This window comes from Pseudomonas sp. GM30, from assembly GCF_000282275.2.
GTDB lineage: Bacteria > Pseudomonadota > Gammaproteobacteria > Pseudomonadales > Pseudomonadaceae > Aquipseudomonas.
Genome location: NZ_AKJP02000030.1, coordinates 48,842 through 60,151, shown reverse-complemented (window position 1 = coordinate 60,151; position 11,310 = coordinate 48,842). Strand labels below are relative to the sequence as shown.

Here is an 11,310-nt window from a genome sequence, read left to right as displayed (position 1 = left end):
CAAGGAGTTTCCGACATGCGCCTCATCCGACTTTTTGCTTTCGCCGCCCCTCTGGCCTTGTTGCTGCCATTGAGCGCTAACGCAGCCTGGCCTGCTGGCGTCAAAGCCAAGTACATGAGCGACTGCACCAGCGCAGCCAGCAAAAGCGTCAACCCGGCTGAAGCGAACAAGCACTGCGCGTGCGGCGCTGATGTTCTAGAGAAGAAGTTCACAACCGAAGAAATCTCCCAACTCATGGATCCAAAAACGCCGCCGACTACAGAATTGGGTCAGCGCGCACTGAAAGAAATCTCGGTTTGCCGAGTACAGAAATAAACGCTGACGAATGTTTTTTCGGGCGTCCAGCAGGCTGAAAACCGCCAAAAAGACCCCGAAATCGATAATTTACGCAGGTTTTATAGCTTTTTTTACACCCTCTTCATTCGGCTGAAAGCCACTGAAACCGGGGCTTGCAGACATTTCAGAGGTTGAAATCGATGCAATATGAAAGCAAACAGCACGTCCGGGGGGCTACCAAAGCGAACATTTCGACTATGATACTCCGGTGTGCCCAGTTGGCCTGAGCAGCACAGTACTACTGAAAATATATGTTTCTTGGAGATACACCATGTCTAATCGCCAAACCGGCACCGTTAAATGGTTCAACGATGAAAAAGGCTTCGGCTTCATCACTCCTCAAGGTGGCGGTGACGACCTGTTCGTACACTTCAAAGCTATCGAATCCGACGGTTTCAAAAGCCTGAAAGAAGGCCAGACCGTCTCCTTCGTGGCTGAGAAAGGCCAAAAGGGTATGCAAGCTGCACAAGTTCGCCCAGAGTAATTTCCCGGCGCACTAAAAAAACCCCGTCCATGTGACGGGGTTTTTTATGCCTGCAACAAAAGCGCTGTGTGATCAGCCGCAGTTGACGCGGGTGACCACCAGGTTGTTGTCGGTGTTCAGATTCAAGCGATCGGAACGGTACTCCAGAGTGATCATGTCGGTTGGCTTGAGGAAGCGGGCGTTTTGCGCGCCAGCCTTGGCACGAGCCTGATCGAGCAGTTCCGGCGAAGCCTTTTTACCGATGGCAAATTCCGCTGCCTTTGCTTCACAGCGGCTATGACCGGCATCGGTCGCCACAGGATCCTTTGCCGACTCGCTGGAGGTTGTGCTGCAACCGGCCAACATGGCAACGGCCATAAGTGCACCCAGAGACGCGAACTTCAAAGGCATGAAGCCTCCTTCTTTCAAATGGTTAAGCTGAGATCGTGCGACCGCCAATTCGGCGTTTGGTTTCACAACCAGTGCTGTCACCCTGCCCCACGATCCAGAAAAGCGCTGAGTCTGCCTGAAGTGCGCGCATCGCATCCTCACGCAATCGTCACCGAATATTAACGAAGCTCAATAGACGTCGATGTAATCGAGCGGTGGATTCGGCCAATTGTCTTTCAGCGCGTTGAAAATCTGCATCACCCAGACTTCATCACTGGCCGCGACATTGCCGACATACCCCGAGCCCTTGGCCCAGGTCTCCAGGCGAAACAGCAGGCCATCAATATCCTGACCGCCGGTCACACCGGAAGAAATATAGGCAATCCCACCCTTGGTCACACGCAGCTGCGTGTGCACATCATCGCTGGCCGACGCCAGCAACTGGCGCACAGCGTCGAGTGTGAGGCCGTCGGGGGTGTTCAAATCGATCTGCACAGCACATTCCTTGGATCAGCCAGAAAAGACCAAGTGTCGCATAGCGACGCGCTCATGCCTAAGTCGCAGTGCCAAACGCCCGCCAAAGTGGTTAACTCGGACGCAGACATTCCCGACTTTTCGAGCGCACTCATGAGCACCGTAAGCATCAACGCCGATATCAAGGTTCTTTGGCCTAAAGGGCACAGTTCGTATAGCCCGGGCAGTCCGGAAGAGTTGGCTTTGATCAGTATCGACTTGCTGGTCAAGACGATGGGAACCCAGGGCGCACAAACGTTTATCGCCCAAGTGTTCGAGCGGTACCAGCATGACGACGAGAGCACGCAGGACACCGAGAGAAAATAAAAACCCGCAGGCTGGCACCTGCGGGTCACAGCCTTACTTCAAGCGCTTCAGACGCTCGGTTAGCAGATCGAAGAAGCCTTGAGCATCCCCATTTTCCACCCAGAAGGCGTTCTTCGGCGCCTTCAGACCGTCATACCAGTCAACGATGGTCTGGCCGAAAGTCGGACCTTCGCGACTATCCACCTCAACGTTGACCGAGCGACCGGTGAACAGCTCAGGCTTGAGCAGGTACGCAATGACGGTAGCATCATGTACCGGGCCACCCGGGATGCCGTAATGCTCCATGTCGCCCTTGATGTACTCGTTGAGGATGTCGCCAACAATCTTGCTTGCGTTGTTGTTCAGCGCGGCAATCTGCTTCAGGCGTGCGTCGCTGGTGAGGATCTTGTGAGTCACGTCCAGTGGCAGGTAGGTCAGTTTCACGCCACTCTTGAGCACCACTTCTGCCGCTTGCGGGTCGGCAAACAGGTTGAACTCGGCCACCGGGGTGATGTTGCCGCCATTGAAGTGCGCACCACCCATGACCACCACTTCCTTGATGCCGTTAACGATCTCCGGCTCCTGGATCAGCGCCAGCGCCAGGTTGGTCTGTGGGCCAAGCATGGCGATGGTGATGCTGTGCGGCTTGGCTTTTTTCAGGGTGTCGATCAGGTAGTTGACTGCATTGCCTTCGGCCAGGCCCTTTTTCGGCTCATGCACAGTGACACCCGACAGGCCTTCCTTGCCATGGATGTTCTCGGCATAGATCGGCGTGCGCATCAGTGGCTTTGGTGCACCGGCATACACCGGAACGTCTTCGCGCCCTGCCCACTCGCGGGCCAGACGCGCGTTACGCGAAGTCTTGTCGAGGCGCACGTTGCCGGCCACGGTAGTCAGTGCACGAATGTTCAGTTCGTCCGGCGAAGCCAGGGCGAACAGCAAAGCGACCACGTCGTCGGCACCTGGGTCGGTGTCGATGATCAGGTCGATCTTTTCAGCGGCCTGAGCGCCGGTGGCGGAGATAAAAGACAAAAGCAGCAGACTCCGAAGCAATTGATGCAGTTTTTGAGCATAGCGGTGCATGGCGCATTCCTTGTGCTGATGAAAATGTAAGGGTCGAAAACCCGGTTAAAACGTAACGCCGGCTACCAGCACGACGTTGCAGTACGGCTGACATTCGCCTGTACGAACAATCGCCCGCGCCTGTCGGCTGAGAACCTTGAATTGCTCATGCGTCAGCAGATCGCGCCGACCGAGGGCACCCTCTTCCTGCAGCTCGTCCAGCGCGACCAGGGCGGTCGGCTGCTTGTCGAGAATTTCGTTGGCCAGCACATGGCTTTCCACCTGCATCTCGCTGAGCACGACTTTCAGGGTACTGACAAAATCCGGAACGCCGTGGGTCAGCGCCAGATCAATCAATTCAACACCCGGTGGCACCGGCAGTCCGGCGTCACCGATAACCACCATGTCACCATGGCCCAGGGAGGCGATCAGACGCGACAACGCGACGTTGAGCAGAGGAGTCTTTTTCATGCGGGTTTGAACGCCTGTACGTCGGACATGGTTGGAATGGAAGGTTGTGCGCCGGCCCGGGTCACAGACAGCGCTGCAGCGATTTGCCCGTACCGGATCGCCTCGGCCTCGGATTTGCCACTGGCGAGCGCCGCGGCAAACCCGCCGACGAAGGTATCGCCCGCGGCGGTGGTATCGACCGCCTGCACCTTTGGCGCCGGGAAGTGCTCGAAACCTTTGCCATTGGCAAACAGTGAACCTTGCGCACCGAGGGTAATGATGACCTTGCCCGCGCCCATTGCGATCAACTGGTTGGCAGCGCTTTCTGCGCTTTGCAGCGAATCGACCGGCAACCCGCTCAACGCGGATGCTTCACTTTCGTTGGGGATCAGGTAGTCGATGGCGGCAAACCAGTCTGCCGGTAGCGGACGACTGGCCGGCGCCGGATTGAGGATCACCGTCTTGCCCAACGCACGTGCACGCTTGAGCGCATGCCCTACCGTTGCATCCGGGATCTCGAGCTGGCAGATAATCACGTCGGCCGCCTGCAGCACTGCATCAAAGCGGTCGATCACCGCCGGGGTCATTGCACCGTTGGCGCCGGCAACGATCACAATGGCGTTCTGACTGTTGTCATCGACCACAATCAGCGCCACGCCACTGGAATCTTCGACCGTGCTCACCGCCTGACAATCGATCTGCTCGGCCAGCAATGCGTCGCGCAATTGCACGCCGTAGTCATCGTTGCCAACACAGCCGACCATTGCCACCTGCGCCCCGAGGCGCGCAGCAGCGACAGCCTGATTGGCGCCCTTGCCGCCGGACACGGTGGCAAAGGAATGACCGATCAGCGTTTCTCCGCCCTTGGGCAGCCGTGGCGCCCGGGTCACCAGGTCCATGTTCAGGCTGCCTATTACCACTACATTTGCTGGCATACATCGCTACTCGTCAATTCGGTTTCAGCGGTACTCGGTAAACACGCCGGACAGCGGCGCAGTCGATTCGCGCAAGACAATACTCGGGGTCACGATCCGTTGATCGGTGGCCAGACTCGGGGTAGCAATCCTTCGCAGCAACACTTCGGCCGCCATCTCACCCAACTGCAGGATCGACTGGCCAACGGTGGTCAGCGCCGGGTACACGTAGCGACTCATCTGGATGTCATCGAAGCCGATCACCGACAGCTCGCTTGGCACGCGCACATTGCGCTCGGCCGCCGCGCGCAGTACACCGATACCGATCATGTCGTTACCGGCGAAGATCGCACTCGGCGGATTGCTTTCAAGCAGGATCGCTGCCGCGCTGTAACCACCGGTGCTGGTGAAATCGCTTTCCAGCATGCGCTCGGCCCGTACCTTGATGCCCGCCTCCTGCAGCGCCCGACAAAAACCGGCCTGACGCATTTGCGCCACGCTGGTGCTCGACGGACCACCGATGGTGGCGATGTCCCGATGGCCCAGCTCCAACAGGTGCCGCGTCGCCAGATAAGCGCCATATTCGTGGTCGATGCGCACCAGATCGGCGTCGACGCCATCCAGCCCGCGGTCGACGATGACCATCGGCGTTTTCACCCCGGCCAGCCCTTGCGCGAGCCCGATGTCGCCACCCGCAGAGGCGACGATCAGACCGTCAATGCGCTTCTCCAGCAGCACGCGCAAATAGCTGCGCTGTTTTTCCGGATTGTCGTCAGAGTTGCAGAGGATCACGCAGTAGCCGTTACGCTCGCAGTAATCCTCGATGCCCCGCGCCAACTCGGCAAAATACGGGTTGAGGCTGTTCGGTACCAATAAGCCAATGGTCGCAGTGGTCTTGGCTTTCAGCGAACGCGCCACCGCACTCGGCACGTAGTCGAGGCTTTTGATGGCCGCCTCGACCTTCAACCGCACTTCCTGACTGACCGGGCGCGTCTTGTTCACCACGTGAGAAACCGTGGTGTAGGAAATTCCCGCGAGCGCCGCCACATCCTTGATCGTTGCCATCTGTCAGCCCCGTCGACTGGCGCGTTGGCTGCGATAGGTATCGAGTACCACCGCGATGACAATCACCGCACCGGTGATAATGCGCTTGGTTGGCTCGGTCGCCCCGATCTGCGCCAGACCGGCGGCCAGTACCGAAATGATCAGCACACCAAAGAAGGTACTGATCACCGAACCACGGCCACCCATCAGGCTGGTACCACCGATAACCACAGCGGCAATCACTTGCAGCTCCAGGCCGGAGCCAGCATTCGGATCCGCCGCTTCCAGACGGGAAATCTGGAACAGCGCGGCGATCCCCGCGAGTAGCCCCATCAGGCTGAACACCAGAATCTTGTACGGTTTTGGATTGATCCCGGCCAGACGCACCGCCTCTTCGTTGGTGCCGATACCGATCAGGTAACGACCGAACACGGTGCGGGTCAGCACCGCTTGCGCGATGAAGATCACCAGCAAGGCAATGATGAACGACGGCGAGATACCGAACGCGATCGGGTTCGACAGCCAGGCGAACGAATCACCAATGTACGCGGTGCGCGAACCGGTCATCTGATACGCCAGGCCACGGGCCATTTCCAGCACACCGAGCGAAACGATGAACGACGGAATGCGCCACGCCACAGTGATCGAACCGGTCACCGTACCCGCCAGTGCCGCCACCGCCATACCCAGCAACGCGGCCGGCAACACGCTCCAGCCCCAGCCGAGAATCGCCACGCTGACTGTCGAGGCGGCAAGTGCCAGCACCGAACCGACCGACAGGTCGATGCCGCCGATGATCAGTACAAAGGTCATGCCCACCGCCAGCACCATCAGATCGGGGATCTGGTTGGCCAGCGTGCTGAAAGTGTCATAAGACAGAAAGTGGCTGCTCATCATCGAGAACAGCGCCACCATCGCCAACAGGGCGCCGGCCAGGCCCAGATAGGTGCCCAGACCGTAGAAATTGCCACTACGTTTGCCGGCGGAAGATGCAGTTTTCATGGGAGATCCCTAGGCGCCGCTTCATTGAGCAACGCATCACGTTTTTGGTAGCCGGCGAACGCGGCGGCAAGCAAATCATCCTGGGTCCAGCTGTCGCGCTCGAAGGTATCGATCAAACGCCCTGCCGACAGCACACCGATCCGGTCGCAGATCAGCATCAGTTCGCGCAGGTCACTGGACACCACTACCAGCGCCTTGCCCTGACGCGTCAACTCGCCCAGCAAGGCGTAGATATCGAACTTGGCACCGACGTCGATGCCGCGGGTCGGTTCGTCGAACAACAGCACCGAGCAATCACGCTCCAGCCAGCGGCCGATCACCACTTTCTGCTGGTTGCCGCCGGACAATTCCGACACTAGTTGAGTGGGACTGGAACTGCGGATACGCATGGCGTCGATCTGACGCTGCGCCAGGGAAATTTCGTCGCTGGCATTGACGATTCCTGCCCTGGAAATCTCCGGCATGTTGCCCAGGGCGATGTTGGCGCTGATCGACTGACTGAGCAGCAGGCCTTCACCTTTTCGGTCTTCGGTGATCAAGGCAATGCCATGGTTCACTGCATCCACCGGCGAACGCACACTGACCACCTGCGCCGGCGAACCCAGCGCAATCGTGCCGCTGTCGGCCAGATCGGCGCCGAAGATCAGTCGCAGCAATTCCGTGCGCCCTGCCCCGATCAGCCCGGAAATCCCGAAGATCTCGCCGGCACGCACTTCGAAGGAAACATCGCGCACCTTGTCGGAACGGCTCAGGCCCTTGACCGTCAGTGCCGGGGCGCCGATCTTGCGTGGGCCCATGTCGATGTGTTCGCCCAGTTCGCGACCGACCATCAAGGTGACCAGTTGCTCACTGTTGTAGTTGACCATCGGTTCGACGCAGACCAGATTGCCGTCGCGCAGCACAGCAATGCGTTGCGCGACGCGCGCCAGCTCTTCGAGGCGGTGCGAGATATAGATGATCGAGACGCCACGCGCCTGCAGGCGGGTGATCTGCTCGAAGAGCATTTCCACCTCGCGGGCGGTGAGCATCGCAGTCGGCTCATCGAGGATCAGCACATGGCAATCGCCGATCAGGTTGCGTGCGATCTCGACCATTTGCTGGTGCCCGATCCCCAGTTCACCCACCAGAGTGTCCGGGTCAATGGCATCGAGACCGACCTGCGCCATGGCTTCGATCGCGGCTTTGCGCAATTGCTTGCGACTGATCCAGCCACCATTGCTCGGCAGGTTGTCGAGAAACAGGTTTTCCGCCACCGACAGGGTCGGCAGCAGGTTGAGTTCTTGCATGACCATGCGCACGCCAAGCTCTTCGGCCTGGGTGCGACTGCCCGGACGGTAGTCCTTGCCCTGGAATTGCATCTGACCGGTGGTAGGCGTAACCAGACCACCAATGATCTTCGACAGCGTACTTTTACCGGCGCCATTCTCACCGGTCAGCGCCAGCACTTCACCGCGCATCAACGTCAAGTCGATGCCCGTGAGCACCGGCTGCGCATAGGTCTTACCGATACCGCTGACCGAGAGGACAGCGTTCGGGGCGGAAACTGACATAAAAAAATTCTCCATGCGCTCGCCCGGACGGACGAGCGCCGTTGTGTCGCCGGAAGACTTACTTGGTGACCAGCTCGACTGGCGTTTCGATCACGCCATTGACGCCGCTGTCGACTTTTTCGCCCTTGAGGATTTTCAGCGCGGTCTCGATACCGAACACGGCTTGCTTGGCAGCGAACTGATCGGCCGTCGCCAGCACACGACCATCCTTGAGCATCGGCTTGATCGCATTGATGTTGTCGTAACCGACCACTTGTACCTTGCCCGCCTTGCCGGCAGCACGCACAGCGGAAACAGCGCCAACGGCCATGCTGTCGTTACCCGCCAGCAGCGCCTTTACATCCGGGTATTCGCTGAGAATCGAAGCAGCAACCTTGTTGCCCTTGTCGATCTCCCAGTCACCGGATTGCAAAGAAACAACTTTGATCTGTGCCGCGTCCATCGCATCCTTGAAGCCTGCGGTGCGTTGCTGGGCGTTGGTGGTGGTGGACACGCCTTCGATGATGCCGACTTGGTCACCGGCCTTCAGTTGCTTGGCCAGATATTCGCCGACCAGACGCGCACCTTTGCGGTTGTCCGGGCCTACGAAGGGCACGCTGATGTTCTTGCTTTTGACGATCTGCGGATCGAGCTGATTGTCGATGTTGATCACGGTGATGCCGGCATCGACGGCTTTCTTGATCACCGGCACCATGGCTTTGGAATCGGACGGGGCGATGACCAGCGCGTTGACCTTGGCCAGAATCATCTGCTCGACGATACGGGTCTGGCCAGCGGTATCGGTCTCGTCCTTGATGCCGTTGGAGATCAGGTCGAAGTCGGCGGAGTGTTCTTTTTGATAGGCCTTGGCGCCGTCTTCCATGGTCAGGAAGAATTCGTTGGCCAGGGATTTCATGACCAGTGCAACTTTGGGTTTTTCCGGGGACTCGGCGAAGGCCGAAGAGACAGGTAGTGCGGCGGCTGCGGCAGCCAGCATAGCGACAGCAAGAAGACGTCCAGCGAATGGCAGCTTCATGGGTTCACTCCGATCTTATGATTATTGTGAGCAACGCTCGCGCTGGCGTAAGCTTCAGCGCCGTCTTTCGGATAATGATGCACCGGAGAAGCCGCGCAAACGTTTGCGTAGACCGAACTATGCGAATCCCGCCGCCATTTGTCAACAATCAGAAATCGTCGTTGAGTTGCGGGGCGAATCATCTGATTCGCCCCTTGCTGCTTACGCCGTAGTGCTGACCAGGTTGCCGCTGGTGGAATCCTTGGTCATTTCCTTGACCAGCGCCGCCGCCACTTGCATCAGCTCTCCGCTGGTTTGCGCAATCTGTCCCTGGACGGACATGACCGCCTGCGACTTGGCCTCCGGTGTCGGATAGCTCGCAGCCTGAGCCGCCGCCAGTTGCTGTTGCTGCTCCTGCAGTTGCTTCTGCAATTCCTGCATGCGCTTGAGCAACATTTTCACGGTGACGCTCAGATTATCGCCGCTGTCAGCGCTATCCGCCTGGCTGGCTTCTTGCGCGGGACCACCGGTTCGGACCTGATTGCTCGGTTCTTTTTCAACGCCAAGCGCCTTGTCGGACGCGTCCGCTTCCGCTTGGCTCATTGCATTGATTGTCGCTGCGGTTTTACCGCCGATGGTGACTGAGCCGGGATTGGAAAAACCGATCGTCAGTGACATGTGAACTCCCTAAATGAACGTTTCCTTCAACAGCCATCGGCTTGCTCACGGGTTTCTTTAGCAGAAAACCTGAAACCGACAAGACGTTTCGTTCGACAGGAGGCGTAGTCCCTTTCGGTGAACCGAACGCGAAAACTTCCTTTGTTCGGAAACCCGGCCACATCATTCGCCGCATCGATGGACAATTCATAAAATCTTGATGTAAATCATGAAGTTAAACATTTCTCTAAAGCAAAGTAGCGCTGGTATAGATCCTGCTCCCTAGCCTGCACCCCGGGCATTCAGATCGGCTCGGGGCGCATCTAGATGAACCTGCATCAGCACCGTCTCACTACTAGAGAGAAAAATAATGAAATCTGCTTTCAACACCTTGGTTCCGGGCGCTTTGGCCCTCCTCCTGCTCCTGCCTACCGCTCTTCAGGCAAAAGAAGTCGAAACCCAGACCAAACTCGCCAACGTCGTAGTGCTTGCCACGGGCGGCACTATTGCCGGTGCCGGCGCCAATGCAGCCAACAGCGCCACCTATCAAGCGGCCAAAGTCGGGATTGAACAGCTGATCGCCGGCATCCCCGAACTGAGCAAACTGGCGAACGTGCGTGGCGAACAAGTCATGCAGATCGCTTCGGAAAGCATCACCAACGACAACTTGCTGCAACTGGGTCGGCGTGTCTCGGAACTGGCCGACAGCAAGGACGTCGATGGCATCGTCATCACCCACGGTACCGATACCCTGGAAGAAACCGCGTACTTCCTGAACCTGGTCGAGAAGACCGACAAGCCGATCATCGTGGTCGGCTCGATGCGTCCGGGCACCGCCATGTCGGCGGACGGCATGCTCAACCTGTACAACGCCGTCGCCGTGGCCAGCAGCAAAGAAGCGCACGGCAAAGGCGTGCTGGTGACCATGAACGACGAGATCCAGTCCGGTCGCGACGTCAGCAAAATGATCAACATCAAGACCGAGGCGTTCAAAAGCCCTTGGGGTCCGCTGGGCATGGTGGTTGAAGGCAAATCCTACTGGTTCCGCTTGCCAGCCAAGCGTCACACCATGGATTCGGAATTCGACATCAAGAACATCAAAAGCCTGCCTGACGTAGAAATCGCCTACTCCTACGGCAACGTCGACGACACCGCCTACAAGGCCCTGGCCCAGGCCGGCGCCAAAGCCGTCATCCACGCGGGTACCGGCAACGGTTCGGTGTCTTCGCGCGTAGTACCGAGCCTGCAAGCCCTGCGTAAAGACGGCGTGCAGATCATCCGTTCGTCCCACGTCAACGCCGGCGGTTTCGTCCTGCGTAACGCCGAGCAGCCTGACGACAAGTACGACTGGGTGGTCGCTCACGACCTGAATCCGCAGAAGGCCCGCATCCTGGTCATGGTCGCCCTGACCAAAACCAACGACAGCAAAGAGCTGCAACGGATGTTCTGGGAATATTGATTGACCTTCGCCTGAGCCTTTCCGTTTCGGGCAACCTGCTCACCACTCGCCCGCACGGCGGGTGGTGCTGCCACCTACGCCATGCGCGACTTTTTCGCACAAAATAATCGACCCGACTTACACCAAAATCGGAAAAGCGCTGTCAGAGGATTTTCTTGAATTTTAAGCAG

14 protein-coding genes are annotated in these 11,310 nt (G+C 58.3%); 4 read left to right on the top strand and 10 right to left on the bottom strand.

Going from position 1 to position 11,310, the window contains the following annotated elements; all coding sequences use genetic code 11:
• The first annotated feature begins 15 nt into the window (after positions 1-15).
• Both PMI25_RS23770 and PMI25_RS23765 read left to right on the top strand, forming a co-directional pair.
• Entirely contained in the window at positions 16-315 is a 300-nt protein-coding gene (locus PMI25_RS23770; RefSeq protein ID WP_007961249.1) for a hypothetical protein, read from the top strand.
• Positions 316-607: 292 nt separating this feature from the next.
• Positions 608-820: a cold-shock protein gene (locus PMI25_RS23765; protein ID WP_003179963.1), complete on the top strand. Its 213-nt coding sequence runs from the start codon at positions 608-610 to the stop codon at positions 818-820.
• A gap of 72 nt (positions 821-892) precedes the next feature.
• On the opposite strand, the gene PMI25_RS23760 is transcribed toward PMI25_RS23765, so the two are convergent.
• Together PMI25_RS23760 and PMI25_RS23755 are read right to left on the bottom strand one after the other, a co-directional pair.
• Positions 893-1,210, bottom strand: coding sequence for an I78 family peptidase inhibitor (locus tag PMI25_RS23760; protein ID WP_007961248.1), 318 nt, complete (start codon positions 1,208-1,210; stop codon positions 893-895).
• 168 nt (positions 1,211-1,378) lie between these two features.
• Positions 1,379-1,684 (bottom strand): hypothetical protein, encoded by a 306-nt coding sequence (locus tag PMI25_RS23755; RefSeq protein WP_007961247.1) that lies wholly within the window; start codon positions 1,682-1,684, stop codon positions 1,379-1,381.
• 132 nt (positions 1,685-1,816) lie between these two features.
• Here PMI25_RS23755 and PMI25_RS23750 point away from each other — a divergent pair, with 132 nt between their 5' ends.
• The gene (locus tag PMI25_RS23750; RefSeq protein WP_007961246.1) at positions 1,817-2,029 is read left to right on the top strand and encodes a hypothetical protein; all 213 of its coding nucleotides are present in this window, start codon (positions 1,817-1,819) and stop codon (positions 2,027-2,029) included.
• 33 nt (positions 2,030-2,062) lie between these two features.
• On the opposite strand, the gene PMI25_RS23745 is transcribed toward PMI25_RS23750, so the two are convergent.
• From PMI25_RS23745 to PMI25_RS23710, 8 genes are all read right to left on the bottom strand, one after another.
• Positions 2,063-3,091: a nucleoside hydrolase gene (locus tag PMI25_RS23745; protein WP_007961245.1), complete on the bottom strand. Its 1,029-nt coding sequence runs from the start codon at positions 3,089-3,091 to the stop codon at positions 2,063-2,065.
• Positions 3,092-3,136: 45 nt separating this feature from the next.
• Entirely contained in the window at positions 3,137-3,541 is a 405-nt protein-coding gene (gene rbsD / locus PMI25_RS23740; protein ID WP_007961243.1) for a D-ribose pyranase, read from the bottom strand.
• Positions 3,538-4,455 carry a ribokinase gene (gene rbsK, locus PMI25_RS23735; RefSeq protein WP_007961241.1) on the bottom strand — a complete coding sequence of 306 codons (918 nt, stop codon included), beginning with the start codon at positions 4,453-4,455 and terminating at the stop codon, positions 3,538-3,540. The genes rbsD and rbsK overlap by 4 nt, the downstream gene beginning before the upstream one ends.
• 24 nt (positions 4,456-4,479) lie before the next feature.
• Positions 4,480-5,499 (bottom strand): LacI family DNA-binding transcriptional regulator, encoded by a 1,020-nt coding sequence (locus PMI25_RS23730; RefSeq protein WP_007961240.1) that lies wholly within the window; start codon positions 5,497-5,499, stop codon positions 4,480-4,482.
• Positions 5,500-5,502: 3 nt separating this feature from the next.
• Positions 5,503-6,480 (bottom strand): ABC transporter permease, encoded by a 978-nt coding sequence (locus tag PMI25_RS23725; protein ID WP_007961238.1) that lies wholly within the window; start codon positions 6,478-6,480, stop codon positions 5,503-5,505.
• Positions 6,477-8,030, bottom strand: a complete 1,554-nt coding sequence (locus tag PMI25_RS23720; protein ID WP_007961237.1) for a sugar ABC transporter ATP-binding protein — start codon at positions 8,028-8,030, stop codon at positions 6,477-6,479. The genes PMI25_RS23725 and PMI25_RS23720 overlap by 4 nt, the downstream gene beginning before the upstream one ends.
• A gap of 58 nt (positions 8,031-8,088) precedes the next feature.
• A complete protein-coding gene (locus PMI25_RS23715) occupies positions 8,089-9,045 on the bottom strand; it encodes a sugar ABC transporter substrate-binding protein (RefSeq protein ID WP_007961235.1) in 957 nt (318 codons plus the stop codon).
• 201 nt (positions 9,046-9,246) lie between these two features.
• The gene (locus tag PMI25_RS23710; RefSeq protein WP_007961233.1) at positions 9,247-9,702 is read right to left on the bottom strand and encodes a hypothetical protein; all 456 of its coding nucleotides are present in this window, start codon (positions 9,700-9,702) and stop codon (positions 9,247-9,249) included.
• A 349-nt stretch (positions 9,703-10,051) separates the two neighbouring features.
• Between PMI25_RS23710 and PMI25_RS23705 the strand changes: the two genes are divergently transcribed.
• Positions 10,052-11,140: an asparaginase gene (locus PMI25_RS23705; protein WP_007961231.1), complete on the top strand. Its 1,089-nt coding sequence runs from the start codon at positions 10,052-10,054 to the stop codon at positions 11,138-11,140.
• Positions 11,141-11,310 lie beyond the last annotated feature (170 nt).

Coding starts and splice junctions, on each gene's coding strand:
- PMI25_RS23750 (WP_007961246.1), top strand. CDS start 1,817: ATGAGCACCGTAAGCATCAACGCCGATATCAAGGTTCTTTGGCCTAAA.
- PMI25_RS23730 (WP_007961240.1), bottom strand. CDS start 5,499: ATGGCAACGATCAAGGATGTGGCGGCGCTCGCGGGAATTTCCTACACC.
- PMI25_RS23725 (WP_007961238.1), bottom strand. CDS start 6,480: ATGAAAACTGCATCTTCCGCCGGCAAACGTAGTGGCAATTTCTACGGT.
- PMI25_RS23715 (WP_007961235.1), bottom strand. CDS start 9,045: ATGAAGCTGCCATTCGCTGGACGTCTTCTTGCTGTCGCTATGCTGGCT.
- PMI25_RS23760 (WP_007961248.1), bottom strand. CDS start 1,210: ATGCCTTTGAAGTTCGCGTCTCTGGGTGCACTTATGGCCGTTGCCATG.
- PMI25_RS23765 (WP_003179963.1), top strand. CDS start 608: ATGTCTAATCGCCAAACCGGCACCGTTAAATGGTTCAACGATGAAAAA.
- PMI25_RS23745 (WP_007961245.1), bottom strand. CDS start 3,091: ATGCACCGCTATGCTCAAAAACTGCATCAATTGCTTCGGAGTCTGCTG.
- PMI25_RS23720 (WP_007961237.1), bottom strand. CDS start 8,030: ATGTCAGTTTCCGCCCCGAACGCTGTCCTCTCGGTCAGCGGTATCGGT.
- rbsD (WP_007961243.1), bottom strand. CDS start 3,541: ATGAAAAAGACTCCTCTGCTCAACGTCGCGTTGTCGCGTCTGATCGCC.
- PMI25_RS23770 (WP_007961249.1), top strand. CDS start 16: ATGCGCCTCATCCGACTTTTTGCTTTCGCCGCCCCTCTGGCCTTGTTG.
- rbsK (WP_007961241.1), bottom strand. CDS start 4,455: ATGCCAGCAAATGTAGTGGTAATAGGCAGCCTGAACATGGACCTGGTG.
- PMI25_RS23705 (WP_007961231.1), top strand. CDS start 10,052: ATGAAATCTGCTTTCAACACCTTGGTTCCGGGCGCTTTGGCCCTCCTC.
- PMI25_RS23710 (WP_007961233.1), bottom strand. CDS start 9,702: ATGTCACTGACGATCGGTTTTTCCAATCCCGGCTCAGTCACCATCGGC.